17 protein-coding genes are annotated in these 15718 nt (G+C 51.8%); 10 read left to right on the forward strand and 7 right to left on the reverse strand.

The window, feature by feature from the left end; translation table 11 throughout:
* The first annotated feature begins 7 nt into the window (after positions 1-7).
* The 10 genes from WC903_06850 (at position 8) to WC903_06895 (ending at position 10124) form a co-directional block, all read left to right on the forward strand.
* Positions 8-2170, forward strand: a complete 2163-nt coding sequence (locus WC903_06850; protein ID MFA5893654.1) for a bi-domain-containing oxidoreductase — start codon at positions 8-10, stop codon at positions 2168-2170.
* The gene (locus WC903_06855) at positions 2151-2621 is read left to right on the forward strand and encodes a YhcH/YjgK/YiaL family protein (protein MFA5893655.1); all 471 of its coding nucleotides are present in this window, start codon (positions 2151-2153) and stop codon (positions 2619-2621) included. Before WC903_06850 ends, WC903_06855 begins: the two co-directional genes overlap by 20 nt.
* 3 nt (positions 2622-2624) lie before the next feature.
* A complete protein-coding gene (locus WC903_06860) occupies positions 2625-3851 on the forward strand; it encodes a glycosyltransferase family 4 protein (GenBank protein MFA5893656.1) in 1227 nt (408 codons plus the stop codon).
* Complete coding sequence (locus WC903_06865) at positions 3851-4888, forward strand: NAD-dependent epimerase/dehydratase family protein (GenBank protein ID MFA5893657.1); 1038 nt, start codon at positions 3851-3853, stop codon at positions 4886-4888. Before WC903_06860 ends, WC903_06865 begins: the two co-directional genes overlap by 1 nt.
* Positions 4798-5931 (forward strand): MraY family glycosyltransferase, encoded by a 1134-nt coding sequence (locus WC903_06870; GenBank protein ID MFA5893658.1) that lies wholly within the window; start codon positions 4798-4800, stop codon positions 5929-5931. Before WC903_06865 ends, WC903_06870 begins: the two co-directional genes overlap by 91 nt.
* A gap of 7 nt (positions 5932-5938) precedes the next feature.
* On the forward strand, positions 5939-6697 hold the full coding sequence (gene mtnP, locus WC903_06875; protein ID MFA5893659.1) for an S-methyl-5'-thioadenosine phosphorylase: 759 nt from the start codon (positions 5939-5941) through the stop codon (positions 6695-6697).
* A gap of 104 nt (positions 6698-6801) precedes the next feature.
* The gene (locus WC903_06880) at positions 6802-7329 is read left to right on the forward strand and encodes an adenine phosphoribosyltransferase (protein MFA5893660.1); all 528 of its coding nucleotides are present in this window, start codon (positions 6802-6804) and stop codon (positions 7327-7329) included.
* A gap of 14 nt (positions 7330-7343) precedes the next feature.
* Positions 7344-8087 carry an outer membrane lipoprotein-sorting protein gene (locus tag WC903_06885; protein ID MFA5893661.1) on the forward strand — a complete coding sequence of 248 codons (744 nt, stop codon included), beginning with the start codon at positions 7344-7346 and terminating at the stop codon, positions 8085-8087.
* Positions 8088-8183: 96 nt separating this feature from the next.
* A complete protein-coding gene (locus WC903_06890) occupies positions 8184-8954 on the forward strand; it encodes a hypothetical protein (GenBank protein ID MFA5893662.1) in 771 nt (256 codons plus the stop codon).
* 411 nt (positions 8955-9365) lie between these two features.
* Positions 9366-10124: a 7-carboxy-7-deazaguanine synthase QueE gene (locus WC903_06895; GenBank protein MFA5893663.1), complete on the forward strand. Its 759-nt coding sequence runs from the start codon at positions 9366-9368 to the stop codon at positions 10122-10124.
* On the opposite strand, the gene WC903_06900 is transcribed toward WC903_06895, so the two are convergent.
* The 7 genes from WC903_06900 to WC903_06930 all read right to left on the reverse strand — a co-directional run bounded on the left by WC903_06900 (position 10121) and on the right by WC903_06930 (position 15714).
* Positions 10121-10942, reverse strand: coding sequence for a hypothetical protein (locus WC903_06900; protein MFA5893664.1), 822 nt, complete (start codon positions 10940-10942; stop codon positions 10121-10123). The two genes, WC903_06895 and WC903_06900, sit on opposite strands and share 4 nt — an antisense overlap.
* A gap of 404 nt (positions 10943-11346) precedes the next feature.
* Complete coding sequence (locus WC903_06905) at positions 11347-11877, reverse strand: hypothetical protein (GenBank protein MFA5893665.1); 531 nt, start codon at positions 11875-11877, stop codon at positions 11347-11349.
* Positions 11874-12536 (reverse strand): phosphoribosylformylglycinamidine synthase subunit PurQ, encoded by a 663-nt coding sequence (gene purQ / locus WC903_06910; protein MFA5893666.1) that lies wholly within the window; start codon positions 12534-12536, stop codon positions 11874-11876. The genes WC903_06905 and purQ overlap by 4 nt, the downstream gene beginning before the upstream one ends.
* Positions 12536-12781: a phosphoribosylformylglycinamidine synthase subunit PurS gene (purS, locus tag WC903_06915; GenBank protein MFA5893667.1), complete on the reverse strand. Its 246-nt coding sequence runs from the start codon at positions 12779-12781 to the stop codon at positions 12536-12538. The genes purQ and purS overlap by 1 nt, the downstream gene beginning before the upstream one ends.
* A complete protein-coding gene (purB, locus tag WC903_06920; GenBank protein MFA5893668.1) occupies positions 12781-14073 on the reverse strand; it encodes an adenylosuccinate lyase in 1293 nt (430 codons plus the stop codon). Before purB ends, purS begins: the two co-directional genes overlap by 1 nt.
* Positions 14070-15146: a flavodoxin-dependent (E)-4-hydroxy-3-methylbut-2-enyl-diphosphate synthase gene (ispG, locus tag WC903_06925; GenBank protein ID MFA5893669.1), complete on the reverse strand. Its 1077-nt coding sequence runs from the start codon at positions 15144-15146 to the stop codon at positions 14070-14072. The genes purB and ispG overlap by 4 nt, the downstream gene beginning before the upstream one ends.
* Positions 15136-15714, reverse strand: coding sequence for a hypothetical protein (locus WC903_06930; GenBank protein ID MFA5893670.1), 579 nt, complete (start codon positions 15712-15714; stop codon positions 15136-15138). Before WC903_06930 ends, ispG begins: the two co-directional genes overlap by 11 nt.
* Positions 15715-15718 lie beyond the last annotated feature (4 nt).

Here is a 15718-nt window from a genome sequence, read left to right on the forward strand (position 1 = left end):
AGGTCATATGAAACAAGTAATTCAGGATTATAAATCAGGAGAGTTGAGGGTTGTCGAAGTCCCCGCGCCGTTGGTCAGGCCGGGGGGGGTGCTCGTGCGAACCTTGAATTCCGCTGTTTCCGTCGGGACGGAAAAGCTGATGGTCAACCTGGCCCAGCAGAACCTGATCGAAAAAGCGCTGTCGCGGCCCGATCTAGTGCGCAGAGTTATTGATAAGATCAAGACCGAAGGGATAAGGGAAACTTATCAGGCGGTTAAAGGCCGCCTGGAAACCCTCCAGCCGCTCGGCTATAGCTCGTCGGGGGAAGTCATTGCCATTGGGGCAGGGGTCGATGAGTTCAAGGCCGGCGACCGCGTCGCCTGCGGCAGCGACCTGTTTGCCACCCATTCCGAAGTGACCTGGGTGCCGAAAAATGATTGCGTAAAGATCCCGGATGGTGTTTCTTGCGAAGACGCCGCTTTTTCTTATATTGCGGCGATTGCTATCCACGCCATCCGTTGCGCCGAGCTGACCTTCGGGTCCAAGGTAGCTGTTATCGGCCTGGGCATGCTCGGCCAGCTTTCTGTTCAGATATTGAAAGCCTGGGGCTGCGAGGCTTTCGGTTATGATCTGGACAGGAAGAAAGTCGATCTGGCGATTAAGCTGGGGGCAAAAGACGGTTCAACCGATTGGCACGAAGCGGTGACAAAAACAAAACTGCTGACCGGCGGTCACGGCTTTGACGCGGCGATCATCATGGCCTCGACCGGCAGCAATGATCCGCTGAACCTCTCCGCCGAGATTACGCGGGAAAAAGGGAAGATCGTCGCCTGCGGTTTGGTCAAACTTGATGTGCCGCGCAATGTCTTTTTTGATAAAGAGCTTTCTCTGATAGTATCGAGGGCGACCGGGCCGGGAAAATATGACGCCAATTGGGAATTCAAGGGTAATAATTATCCGATCGGACTGGTCCGCTGGACCCAGGCCGGCAACATGGAAGAATATATGAACCTGATCGCCTCCGGCCGGGTCAAAATGGGTCCGATCATCACTCACCGCTATAAGATCGATGAAGCGCTTCGTGCCTATGAACTTTTGCTTGGCAAAGAGCATCCTTATTATCTGGGCGTCCTGCTCGAATATGATGCGGCCAAAGAGCATGAAAATAAAGTTATTGTAAATCCCCCGGTCAGCTATGCGCCTGGAGAACCGGTGGTTGGCATGATCGGGGCCGGTCTCTTTTCCAATGTCACGATCATTCCCTGCTTGAAAAAGATCGAAGGGATCGCTTTGCGAGGCGTCGCGACGGCGACCGGCTCGTCGGGACGCAATGTCGCCAACCAGTTCGGTTTTGAATACTGCACTACCGATTATAAAGAGATACTCAAAGATGCGCAGATCAACACGGTGATCATTGCCACTCGGCACGATCTCCACTGCCAGATGATTGTCGAAGCTCTGGAAGCCGGTAAGGATGTTTTTGCCGAAAAACCGTTAGCGCTTAATGAGGAAGAAGTAAAACGGATAACCGAGGCTTATAAACGCAGCGGTAAACGGCTGATGGTCGGGTTCAACCGCCGGTTTTCTCCGTTGGCCGTCAGGGCGAAAGAACTAATGGGGGAAAGCGGAGCCGTCACCGTCAATTGCCGGGTCAATGCCGGGTTCGTGCCTAAAGCGCACTGGGTGCTGAACAAGGAAGGGGGCGGACGTGTCATCGGCGAAGTCTGCCATTTTATCGATTCGATCCAATACGCGACTTCTTCCGTTCCGGTCCGGGTTTTTGCCGAAACGATCTCGTCCGACAATGGCCAGGTAACGAATGAGGATAATATTGCCATCACGCTGAAAATGAAGAACGGCTCGGTCGCGACCCTCCTTTACACCTCGGTCGGGCATAAAGGGATCCCTCGCGAGCGGATCGAGGTCTTCGGCAATAACCAGAGCTACGTGATCGATAACTTTACCGAGCTGACATTCATCCGGGACGGCAAGCGCGAGCACAAGAGGAAGTTCAATATCGATCGTGGTTATCAGAACGAATTCGACCTGTTCTTTAACGCGATCAAACAGGGCCGGCCTGTGCCAGTCGATTATTCGGAATACCTTTACACCACTCTGGCGACTTTCGCCGTCATGGAGTCGCTCCAGACGGGAAAGCCGCAGGATATTCATGATAATCGACTTATTTAATAACTTAAATATATATTTAAAGCTAAATCCCCGCCTCGAGCAAGCGTTTAAATACCTGCAGACGAACGATCTTTCCCGTCTTCCGCTGGGACGTTTCGAGATTGATGGTGATGATCTCTATGGCACAATAAATGAATATGAAACTATACCTAGGGGAAAAGCGCTCTGGGAAGCTCACCGGAGATATTTTGACGTGCAACTCGTCATCCGGGGAGAGGAGATGATAGGTTACGCGCCGCTTAGTTCTCTAAGGGTGACTTCTGAATATAAGTACAAAGAAGACTACGTACTTCTGGATGGCGAGGGGAGCTACTTCACGATCAAACCGGGAATGTTCGTCGTTTTCGGTCCCGGAGATGCTCACCGGCCAGGTATTGCCTTGGAAGCCCCGAATCGCGTTAAAAAGGCTGTTTTAAAAGTGCTCGATCCTTCACTATCCAAAGGTATTTAAAAAATGCGCATTTTGATCCTCTCCGAAGCCTTCCCGCCGGAAACCAAATCCGCTTCGACCCTTTTCTTTGAATTGGCGGAGTCGCTCGTGAAAAGGGGGCATCAAGTCTCGGTCATCACCCGGATGCCGCGCTATAACGTGGCCGACGGGACAGATCTGGCCAATATTCCGGCGCAAGAAACGATGTCGGGGGTAAAAGTTCGGCGGTTTAAAACGCCTCCTTTGGCGCGCACTATCCCTATTATCAGAGGATTTGAACATTTTATCCTTGGTTTGATCTTTTTCTGGGGCGGTCTTTTCCTGGAACGGCCTGATGTTATTCTGGTCTATTCGCCCCCTTTGCCGCTTGGCCTTACCGGCTTCTGGCTGGGTAAGCTCAAACCTTGTCCGGTCGTCGTCAATATCCAAGACCTCTATCCGCAGACGGTGATCGACCTTGGCCTGTTAAAGAACAAGTTCCTGATCGCCGTATCGCGTTGGATGGAGCGGTTTATTTACCGGCGGTCTGATGCCATTACTGTTCATTCCACCGGTAATCAGGAATATGTCCGCTCTTACGGGGCTAAAGATAATCCGGTCGAAGTGGTCCACAACTGGGTCGATATAGACGGGATCAAACCGGCCGGAAAAGAGAATGATTTTTACCGTAAATTCGAGCTTAAAGGGAAATTCGTCGTCTCTTTTGCCGGAGTGATGGGATTTGCGCAAGGGCTGGAGGTCGTCATCGGCGCCGCGGAGAGATTAAAAGAGAACAAGGATATCCAATTTGTTCTCGTTGGTGACGGGGTCAAGAAGCCGGAGTTAGAAACGATGGCCAAAGAAAAAAAACTGACCAACGTCCTTTTTGTCCCGACCCAGCCGTTAAGCATTTATCCCCAGATTCTGCATGCTTCAGACGTCTGTCTGGTCACCTTAAGGAAAGACCTGGCTACTCCGGTCGTCCCGGGCAAGATGCTAAGCATTATGGCTGCCGGCAAACCGGTGGTAGCGAGCCTGGCGCTGGCCGGGGATGCCCCCAAGATCCTGGCAGAATTCAATTGCGGCCTGGCGGTTGAGCCAGATAACCCGGCCGAGCTTGCCGCCGCTATCAGAAAATTGTATAATGACTCGTCATTGCGCGAGACCATGGGCCGGAACGGCCGCCTCGGAGCGGAAGCGGCCTTTTCCCGGGAGAAATGCGTGGTCCGATACGAAACGATCTTCAAAGAAGTTCTTTCAAGGAGAAAATAATGGACTATAAGAACGAATACAAAGGGAAAAAGGTCCTGGTCACCGGTGGGGCCGGGGCCATCGGCTCAAACCTGGTCCGGGCCTTGTCCGAAGCCGGGGCGGCCAAAGTCATTGTCCTGGACGACCTTTCCTCCGCTGAAAGATGGAATATTCCGTCACTCTCCAATGTCCTCTTTTCCGAGGGGGATATTCTGGACGAGATCAAGCTGAAAAGGGTCTTCTTTGAAGGGCCGGAATATGTTTTCCACCTGGCCGCTTTCTTCGCTAACCAGAACTCGCTTGACCACCCGGAAAGTGACCTGCAAGTCAATGGGATGGGGACCCTCCGGCTCCTCGAATATAGCGCGCTGACCGGGGTTAAGCGGTTCGTCTACGCGTCCTCCGGCTGTTCGATCTACGGTAGCCACGCCCCGATGCCGTTGAAGGAGGATTTTATGTCGATGCACTTGAGCACTCCTTACCAGATCACCAAAATGCTGGGCGAGCTCTACTGCAACTTCTTCCAACACCAGTATGAGGTCCCTTGTGTTAAGACCCGCTTTTTCAACTCCTATGGCCCGGGTGAGATCCCCGGCCAATACCGCAATGTCATCCCCAACTTCATCTACTGGGCGATGAGCGGCAAGGCGCTTCCTATTACCGGGACCGGCGAAGAGACCCGTGACTTTACCTTTGTCGGCGATATTGTTGACGGCCTGCTTAGGGCAGGGGTCAGGCCGGAAGCGATCGGCCAGGAGTTCAACCTGGCGTCGGGCCGCGAGATCCAGATCAAACAGCTGGCCGAAATGATCAATAAGCTGACCGGGAACAAAGCCGGGATCAATTTCGCCCCGCGCCGCAAATGGGATACTAAATCCAGGATCCTCGCTTCGGTCGAACGGGCGAATAAGCTGATCGGCTACACGCCAAACACCACCTTCGAAGAAGGATTGCCCAAGGCGATCGAGTGGTTCAAGGCGAACTGGGACAATATCCAAAAAGCAGCCAGTTTCGCGCCTGGCGCCTCTTCCGCCGTCAGGCAAATAGTGAGCAAGTGATCTTCCTGGCATTAACGATCGCTTTGATCGCGGCTTTAATCCTGACCCCGCTGGCCAAGCTAATTGCGACCAAGCTCAACATCCTCGACAAACCCGGTTTCCGCAAGATCCATCACAAACCTATTCCGCTAACGGGTGGGATGGCCGTTTTCTCCGCCTTTGCCCTTGCTTTATTGACGGTAGGGGGGCTTTCCCGGGAAACCGTTGGACTGACCGTGATCGGCCTCTTATTCGTCCTTTTCGGTACGCTCGACGACGCCGGCATCAAGGTCCGCGCCCGCAGCAAGATCATAGCGCATCTGGTCTTGGCCGCCGGCCTGGTCTATCTGGCCGGGGTCCATTTCACCTTTTTCAGCACCCCCTGGCTTAATTGGCTCCTGACCATCGGTTTTATTGCTTTTATGACCAACTCGATGAACATGCTCGACGGGATGGATGGCCTGGTCTCCGGCGTCTGTTTCATCGCCGCGGCTATTTTCCTGGCGCTCGGGCTGAATAGCAGCCAGCCGGAGATACTCTTGGCAGCGGCGGCGGTCATGGGAGCAACGCTCGGTTTCCTCCGCTACAACTTCAATCCCGCCTCGATCTTCCTGGGGGAGGCGGGTTCAACATTCCTCGGCTTCATCATGGCCTACCTGGCGATCCGGCTTAACCTCTTCTCGCTGTGGAACGTGGCGATCTCGCTCGGTATCGAGCGCCTCCAGATCGTCTCGTTCGTTGTCCCGCTGATCATTCTCGGTATCCCGATCTTTGACACCTATTTTGTTTTTACTAACCGCTTTCTTCATAAAGTGAAGTTCAGCCAGCCGGGGAAGGACCATTCCCACCATCGGATCAATTTAATGGGTTTCTCCCAGCGTGCTACCGTCTTGACCCTCTACGCCGTTCAGGTGGTCCTGGGCGCGATCGCGGTCTCCATGCTTCGGGCCGATCTCCAGCAATTCATCTCGCTACTTCTGATCGTTGCCGTCTTTTTCGTCGGTTTTACCGTCTTCCTCCTCCGGGTCGACGTCTATCCCGTCCACGGAGACAAAGGAGTATAATTATCCCATGGTAAAAATCGGCGTGATCGGCGGGTCCGGCCTCGACGACCCCCAAATATTGAAACAAGCTGTCGTCAAAGAGGTCGTTAACCGTTTTGGCCAACCATCTTCCAGCTTGACCTGCGGCGAGATCGGCGGGACCCCGGTCGTTATCCTGGCGCGGCACGGCAAGGAACACAACATCATGCCGACCAAGATCAACAACCTGGCCAATATCCAAGCCCTGAAAGAAGAGGGGTGCACCCATATCCTGGCCGCCACCGCGGTCGGCTCCCTGCGCGAAGAGATCAAGCCGGGCAACCTGGTCTTCCCCTCACAATTCATCGATTTTACCCGCCACCGCAACCTGACCTTCTTCAGCGAGAGCGTAGTCCACACGCCGATGAGCGACCCCTATGACAAAGGTTTAACCGATATCCTCTGCGCGACCTGCGACGAGCTCGGCTATAAATACAACCGGGACGTCACGGTCATCACCATCGAAGGCCCCCGGTTCTCTACCCGGGCGGAGAGCCACATGTTCCGGGCCTGGGGAGCGGATATCATCAATATGTCGACCTGCCCGGAAGTTGTCCTGGCCAGGGAGCTTTCGCTAGCTTACCAGACGATCGCCATGTCAACCGACTATGACTGCTGGAAAGAAGGTGAAGCGCCGGTCACCTATGAGATGGTCATGGCGAGGATGAGGGAAAATGCCGACAAAGTGAAAACTTTGCTGATAAAGGTGATCCCAAAGATCTCGAAGGTAACTTCCAAATCTCAATGACGAATGACGAACTAAATCTCAATTTCTCAATAACCAGTTTAAAAATTGTTAGTTGTTGATTAGTTCGTCATTGGAATTTGGTAATTCGAATTTAAGGAGAGAAAATGCCTATCAAATCAAGGATCCGGACCATCCCTCACTGGCCAAAGAAGGGTATCATGTTCCGCGATATCACCACTTTGCTGAAAGATCCGGTCGGCTTCAAGCTTTGCATCGATGACTTTATCAAACGGTATCAGAACAAAGAGATTGATATTGTCGTCGGGATAGATTCGCGCGGTTTTATCATCGGCGGCGCGCTCGCGTTCGTCCTGGGTAAGGGGTTCGTCCCGGTGAGAAAAAAAGGGAAGCTCCCGGCGGCAACCGAGCGGGAAGAATATGCCCTGGAATACGGCACCGACGTTATCGAGATCCATAAAGATGCCATCGAGAAGGGGCAAAAGGTCTTGATCGTTGACGACCTGATCGCCACCGGCGGGACCGCCCTGGCGGCGGCCAAGCTGGTCCGGAAACTTCAGGGTGAGATCGTCGAGTTGGCTTTTATCGTTGACCTGCCTGACCTCGGCGGGCGTAAAAAGCTCGAGGCGGCCGGGTATAGCGTCTATGCCCAGACCGAGTTCGAAGGCGAATAATAGGAGGAAAGCCAATGCGTAAATTGATAGGTCTCTTGGTCTCTTTTGCCCTCTGTCTTGCCCTCGTCGCACCTTCACTGGCCGGTGATCTGTCGGTGAAGGACCTCGTTTCCAAGATCCAGTCCAACCAATCGAGAATAAATGATATGTACGCGGAAACCGTCACGACCATCACTTCCAGTATGGTTATGCCCGGCTCGAAGGGGCAAGGCCCGCAGACAATGACCCAGAAGGGTAAGATCTGGAACAAGGGGAAAGATAAGTCGAAGGTCGAGATGCTCTCCCCGATGAAGCAGATCACCATCACCAACGGCGACAAGATGGCGATCATCAATCCCGAGACCGGCCAGAAGATGGTCCAGGACATGAAGAAAATGCGCCAAGCCAAAGGGCAGGCCGAACCGCAGAAGGAGATGAACTTCGAGAAGGCGCTCGATTATTTCAACCTGACCATGGAAAAGAAGGGGAACGATTACGTTATCACCGGCACCCCTAAGGAAGCCAACAAGTTCTTTGGCCGAATGGAGTTCGTGGTCGACTCTGGCAAGATGATCCCGACCTCGATCATGATGTACGATCCCAAAGGCCGGCTCGTCAGCCAGTCGGTGATCGAGTATCAAAAGATTGCCGATATCTGGATCCCGGTCAAGAACCTCTCCAACGTTACCACCCCGGCCGGCAAGATGAAGGTCGAGATGCAGTTCCAAAACATCAAGGTCAATAAGGGGATAGGGGACGACCAGTTTAAGGTGGAGTAGGCGGTCTGTGGATATTTATTAATGATAATTTATATAATCCTCTTAATAAATCAAGAAAAGCAGAAGTCAGACAGAAGATAAAGTCTTATTATTAGCATGCTAAATATAAAAGAGTTGTTTTTTAGAGAAATAAATATTGACTTTATTTTACGTCGATTGTTGTTTATAATTATTTTAGCGACACTAGTTACTTTTTCTCCAAAATATATCCAAAAACAAGAAATTATGCAAGCAGCCTTTTGGGGTGCCGCTTGGGCCGGCATTTTTACTTTTCTAGTAACATCTCTTTTTGATTATTATAAAAAAGAAAGAGATGATTATAATAGCAACTGGCTTCTTTACCAGGAGCTGATTATGGCGCTAGATACATTAGCAGATAACAGAAAAGATTTCGAAGCATTGTCTAAAAATGTAGATAAGAGGTGGCTTTTTAATCTAAGACCAATACAGTGTGATTATATAAATCTTAAATCATTGAAATATTTGGAAGTGCTAAATGAAATGCACGGTGTTTACTTGGACTTCCATAGATATAATAAGGATATTTCAATAATTGAGAAGATGTATTATGAGAACTTTCAATTGTTGAAAGAACAATCAAAAGATATTAAAGATAATATTATAAAATTTAATAATGAAATAATTGAATATCTAAAGCAATTCATCGATAGAAATAAAAAGCTTGAAGAGCATGTAATAAATGCTTATTCAATAATGGATTATTTAGCATTAAAAGACAACGTTAACTGGTTAAATGCTATCTGCCATCTTTGTTTTGGTTATCTTTATAATAAGAAAATATTTGAAAAAGGCAGGGAAATAAGGAAGGCCATTCTATTAAAATGTCGCGAGAAAATACATTTATAGTAATTTCCTCATAAAATAGCTTTTTATTTTGATTGTTAAACAATTCGTTCTATTGCATTAATCCGGATATTAGGGGTAGAGTCTAGAATAAAAGGGATTTTATTGATTTATAAATACCCTGAAATTTCTCCCCAAACCTGCCGATAGATGTATGGCAGGAATGTACTATGATCAGTAACGTTAATTCATTAATTAATCCATTAAATAAATTGGCTCAAAGGGCAGGGGCTAGTGCTCGTGAGGTTAATAAGACCACCGAGACTAATTCCAACTCTCCTCTTGACAGTTTGACCAGTCAGATGAGCGCCGTTTTAGCGGCTCTAAGACTTCCCAAACCCCAAGTCGACATAACTGTCTAAACCACCACCATTTCATTGCTTCAGCCCCCATTCGTTGCTACAATTCGTCTATATGCCAGCCCAAGCCCAGCTTAATGAGCTCTTTGCCTCAATCCAGGGGGAGGGGCTGTACGTTGGGGTGAGGCAGATCTTCGTCCGGTTTGCCGGTTGTAACCTCTCTTGCCAGTATTGCGATTCACCCCAGGCCCTGGTTATATCCCCAACCTTCAAGTTTGAGCCGGTTCCTGGTACCCATAAGTTCGAAACACGGAATAATCCGGTCGAGGTCGGTCAGTTGGTTGAATTGATAGCCTCTTTGAATAAACCGGCCGGGGCCTGCCATTCGGTTAGCCTGACCGGTGGCGAGCCGCTCCTGCAAGTCGATTTCCTCAAGGAATTCCTTCCGGCGCTGAAAAAAGAGGTCAAGCTCCCGGTCTATTTAGAAACGAACGGGGTCTTGCCGGACCACCTGGCTGAAGTGATCGAGCTGGTCGATATCATTGCCTTGGACCTTAAACTGCCAAGCGCGACCGGCCTCTCTCCATATTGGAAGGAACATAAGAAGGCCTTGGAGACGGCTTACCTTAAAGATGTTTTTGTGAAGGTTGTTTTTGCTAAGGAATCCACTATCAAAGAGATAGATGAGGCGGCCTCTTTGATCGCGGCGGTGGATGATAAAATCCCCTTGGTTTTACAGCCAGTCACGCCGCATGGGGCGATCAAGCATCGGCCATCGGCCGAACAGATGCTAGCTTTTGAGGCGACAGCCAAAAGGAAGCTAAAAAGAGTGTTGGTGATACCTCAAACTCACAAGTTGGCGGGGTTGAACTAGTTCTCCGGCTTGGCCAATTTGTCGATGACCTTCCGCAGCCATTGGACGCTGTCATTTTTCCTGTCATCATAATGCATCGACTGCAGTGACTTTAACAAGTTAAGCTTATATTCCGCCGCGCCTCGGGTCAAGCCATCAAGCTGGTGGTCCAGCCAATCCCGGGCTTCTTCCCGGACCGAAGCGAGCGTTTCGCGCTTGATCTCATCAGAGAACGATTCGAATTCCGCCCGGCTGCCGGCCAGGAGCCGTTTCAGGTGGAGGTCTTTGATCTTGGCGACCAGGGAGAATAACTGGGATTGCTCCAGGGCAAACTTGTCGAACAGCTCGGCCGGGTTGAGGTTCAATTCCTTGGCGATGGCGGTCGTTTTAGCGATCATTTCGGAGTGGGGCTGGCTATCGACTGGCGGGGTTGCGGTCTTGGCCGGGTCGGTTGTTGGCCGCTCCTCGGCGGCTAGCTCGGCTTCCGGGGTTATCCCGGTTATCTCGACCCGTTCATGGGGCGCGGTAATATTTGAGTATTTAATGATCCGATCATGGTCTTTGATCCTTCTTTTTAGCCCTTTGACATCCTGGGGTGGTTTAACGCCAATCTCTACGTGGGAATTAACCTCGGAATGCTCATCTTCGATCCGGTCGGTAATTGACTGCTTCTTAGACATCGCCTCCAGGAACGTGCTGGTCTTGTTGATCTCGGCTCCGGTGCGGTCCTCGATGAGCTTCCGGTCAGTAGCGGTAAAAACAATGCCCTGCACCCCGGCCATAGCCGCTTCCGTGCTCCCTGCGGCAGGTATTAAAGGTACCCTAATAGGTTCAGCCATGGCTGTTATTCTACTATATTTATCGTAAAAAAGGGTTATTTTCTTGCGGTGGGGGGTGGGGGAACTAACTTGTGCCAAGGCCGGATAGTAACCTCCAACCTCAAACATCCAACATCCAAACAAATCAGAAAGATCAAAGATCAAATGCCAAGAGATTGGGATTTGTTTATTACTTTTTGGGTATTGTTTTGAGGTTTGAGGTTAGAAGTTTGAGGTTAATGAGCCGCAGGGTAGCCCTAAAAAGCGTTCTTTTTAACCAAGATGTAGTGTCGCATAATATATCTTATGTCAAGATACGAAGGGGTGACGAATAGCCAATATTTAGCTCTGGTGGGCCAAAAAAATCACCACTTGCCCTGTTATGCACAGTTGTTATTCAGGTTAATTGTCCGGACTAAGGAGATTTAAAAGGTTTTACCGATATTGAAGTCAAACTGGCTGACAGGACCCTGCCCGCTGATCGAATTTATAAGGTACTTGGGGGTGATCAGAACACCCCAATCTGGCATAAGATAATCCAGCGAGATGCCACAGTAACTGCCCATGGTCAGTTGGTCGGCAACAATTGTCTGGCTATTGCCCGCAAGGTCTTTATATATGATGTTTTTGCTGGACCGGAACTGGCTATTGCCATAATGGCCGTTTATATATATGTTTTCATCTATCTTTAGATTTAATAATAAGCCAAGTTTTAGGCCGTGGATCATAGCTGAATAATCGACATCGGTGATCAATTGTTCAACTTCTAGGCCGGGTTTTAGGTTTCCAGGCAAGAATCTGGCCGAAACCCCAAAGTTGAGCCCGGTGCCGATACCGGTGGTCAGGCCGATATGGAAGTCGGAAACAGCATCGATCTTATCCAATCTAAAGGCAAAACACGGCGAAAGAAGAGAGAGAAATAGCGCTACCGCCAGCAATCGTAGACCAATATTCATTTATAGCTCAAGATAGACTGGAAGATCGCTAAACCGTCTTCCGAGCCAAGCAGCTGCTCTGAAACGCGCTCCGGGTGCGGCATCATCCCCAGGACATTGCGCTTTTTATTGCAGATACCGGCAATTTTGGCGACAGAGCCGTTCGGATTCTCTCCCTGGTAAGTGAAAACGATCTGCTTGTTCTTCTTCAACTCGGCCAGGGTCGCTTTATCGCAGATATAGTTCCCTTCGCCATGGGCGATCGGAATGGTCAAAAGCTGGCCTTTTTTGCACTTTTTCGTGAACGGGGTCCGGTCGTTTTGCACCTTCAGCCGGACCGGTTTGCAGATAAATTGGAGGTTATCATTCCGCTTCAAGGCGCCGGGGAGGAGTCCGGCCTCGGTCAGGATCTGGAAACCGTTGCAAATCCCGATCACCAACCCTCCCCTATCAGAAAAAGATTTTACCGATTCCATGACCGGGGAGAAACGGGCGATCGCCCCGCAGCGGAGGTAGTCGCCGTAGGAGAAGCCGCCGGGGAGGATCAGGCAGTCAAAACGCTTGAGGTCGGTCTCGTGGTGCCAGACATAATCGACCGGCTGCTTCAGGACGTTCTTAACGACGTTGTAACAGTCGCTGTCGCAATTCGATCCCGGAAAAACGATGACCCCAAATCTCATTAGACGATGACCTCGAAACGGAAATCTTCGATAACCGGGTTGGCCAGGAGCTTCTGACACATCTCATTGACCTGTTTCTCGGCCTTTTTGACATCCTGCCCGCCCAGGTCGAGCTCGATATAGCGGCCGATCTGGAGGTCGTTGACGTTCTTATAACCGAGCGAATGAAGCGAGGCCTCGACCGCCTTCCCCTGCGGATCAAGCACCCCTTTTTTCGGGGTGATATAAACTTTGACTTTTGCCATTATAATCCAAACCTCCTGAAGATGACGTCAATGTTCTTGAGATGGTTGCGGATATCGAATATAGCGTCGAGCTCGGCCGCGGAAAGATGCTTCCGCGCGTCGCGGCTGTCGAGCAACTCTTCTTTCAGGTTGCGGCCGGAAGCGCGCGCCTTCATCGCCGCCGTCTGGACGATCTTATAAGATTCTTCCCGGGTCAGCCCTTTATCGGTCAAGAGCAAAAGGATCTTTTGCGAGAAGATCAGCCCCTGCGACTTGTCGATATTTTTCTTCATGTTCTGCGGGAAGACGACCAATCCATCCATGACCCAGCAGAATTTTTGCAGTATATAATCGAGCAACAGGCAGCTGTCGGGAAAGATCACCCGCTCGACCGAGGAATGGGTAATGTCGCGCTCGTGCCAGAGGGCGACATTTTCGAGGGCGGCCAGGGAGTTCCCCCGGATGACCCGGGCCAGGCCGGCGATCCGCTCGCAGGTGATCGGGTTCTTCTTGTGCGGCATGGCCGACGATCCTTTCTGTCCTTTGCCAAACGGCTCTTCCACTTCCCAGATCTCGGTCCGCTGGAGGTTCCTGATCTCGGTGGCGAATTGCTCGAGCGTCGCGGCGACAATCGCCAGCGTCGCCATGAACTCGGCATGGCGGTCCCTTTGTAATATTTGGGTCGAGGCCGGGGACGCTTTCAGCTTCAGTTTCTTGCAGACATATTCTTCGACCCGCGGGTCAACCGAAGCGTAGGTGCCGACCGCTCCGGAGATCTTGCCGACCGAGATGACTTCCCGGGCGCGGCGCATCCGGTCGAGGTTCCGCTCCATCTCGGCTACCCAGACGAGTAGTTTTAAACCAAAGGTGACCGGTTCGGCGTGGACGCCGTGGGTCCGGCCCATCATCACCGTGTGTTTTTCTTCTTTGGCGCGGCGTTTCAGGATCTTGATGGCGTCCTCAATATCCAAGATGATCAGATCGGCCGCATCGCGAAGCTGCATCGAGCGGGCGGTGTCTTCCACATCATATGAAGTCAGGCCAAGATGGATAAAGCGTGAATCCCGGCCGACCTTTTCGGCGACCGAGGTCAGAAAGGCGATCAGGTCATGGTTGGTCTCTTTCTCGATCTCATTGATCCGTTCGATTTCGAAAGAAGCTTTCCGCTTGATCTTGGCCAACGCTTCCCGGGGGATTCTCCCCAGTCCGGCCCAGGCCTCGCAGGCGGCGATCTCCACCTCCAGCCATTTGCGGAACTTGTTCTCTTCCGACCAGATCTCGCGCATCTTGGGCATTGTATAACGTTCGATCACCGGTTTGCTCCCTTCTTGTTGCTAACCATACTTTCGATCTCGTCCAGCAGTGCCTCGACCATCTCGGCCTCGGGGACTCGGCGGACCACCTTCCCTGCCCGGAAGATCAACCCGACCCCATTGCCGCCGGCCAAGCCGACATCCGCGTCGGCCGCTTCACCGGGGCCGTTCACTTCGCACCCCATGATGGCGATGGTCAGCGGCTCCTTGATCTCGCGGGTCCTGGCCTCGATCTCTGTGGCTACACCGACAACATCGATCCCGGTCCGGCCGCAGGTCGGGCAGGAAAGTATCGTCACCCCGCGGTTGACCAGTTCCAGCGACTTCAAGATCTCATAACCGACCCGAACCTCTTCGACCGGATCGCCAGTCAACGAGACCCGAATAGTGTCCCCTATTCCGGCAGCCAGGACTGCCCCTATCCCGGCGGCTGAACGGATGATCCCGATCTTCGGGATCCCCGCCTCCGTCATCCCGACATGGAGCGGATAAGCCGTCTTGCCGGCCATCAACCGGTAAGCTTTGACCGTCAGCGGGACCGAGGTCGCCTTGATCGAGATGACGATCTCCCGGAACTTCAAATCTTCCAGGATCCGGACATTGCGCAGAGCGCTTTCGACTAACCCTTCGGCGGTGACATGCCCCTTATATTTCTTGCGGATATCTTTTTCCAGCGAGCCGGAATTGACCCCGACCCGGATCGGGATACCGTGGTCCCGGGCCGCCTTCACGACCGCCGCGATCTTGGCCGGCGCGCCGATATTACCGGGATTGATCCGGAGCTTATCGACCCCGGCTTCCGCCGCCAGGATGGCATACTCATGGTTAAAATGAATATCGGCCACCAGCGGCAGGCCGATCTGCCGTTTGATCTCTTTTAGGGCCAGGGCCGACTCCCGGTCCGGAACAGCGCAACGGACTATCTGGCAACCAGCCTTGGCCAGTTCGTTGATCTGCCGGACCGTGGCGTCAATGTCCGAAGTTATCGTCTTCGTCATCGACTGGACGGCGACGGGGTTACCGCCGCCGATCACCAGCCGGCCGATAGTTATTTTTTTAGTCTTATTTCGCAGCCTCAGCGTAGGCACAAGCGATGGCTCCTGTCCCCAGCGGCATGGTCAAGATGGCACCGATGCCCCAGGCGATATTCCCGAGGCCGGAAACGAATCCGGCCAGAATGACGAGTAAGAAGACGAGCCACCAATTGTTCTTGCCGACGATCTCCCGGCTGGCCTTCAGGGCGGCGTTGATCCCCAACCCCTTTTCATAGATCAAGAGGAGGGCAAAGAGCCACCCAACGCCAACGTAAATATCCCAGACGATCGCGGCCACCGTCAGGATCATTCCCAGCCAGTTCCAATTGAGCCAGAAAGCGATCGCCATCGGGAAAAAGGCCAGGCAGAGGAGAATAAATATCCAGGCGGCGCCCAGGGCGAGCGGGATGAATTTGCTGAAAGGGGCGAAAATATCATTGAAAGAGATCGCTTCACCGCGTTTGGCTTTGACGAACATCATCTGAAAACCGACCAGCGGAGCGACCAGGATGCCGAGGATCATGGCGACGATCCCGGCCAGGATGATAATGACGAAATTCTTGACGTAAATATTCCAGGCGTCAACAAAAGCTTTGCCGATATCCATGGTG

This window comes from Candidatus Margulisiibacteriota bacterium, from assembly GCA_041658645.1.
Lineage (GTDB): Bacteria > Margulisbacteria > WOR-1 > O2-12-FULL-45-9 > XYB2-FULL-48-7 > JBAZZV01.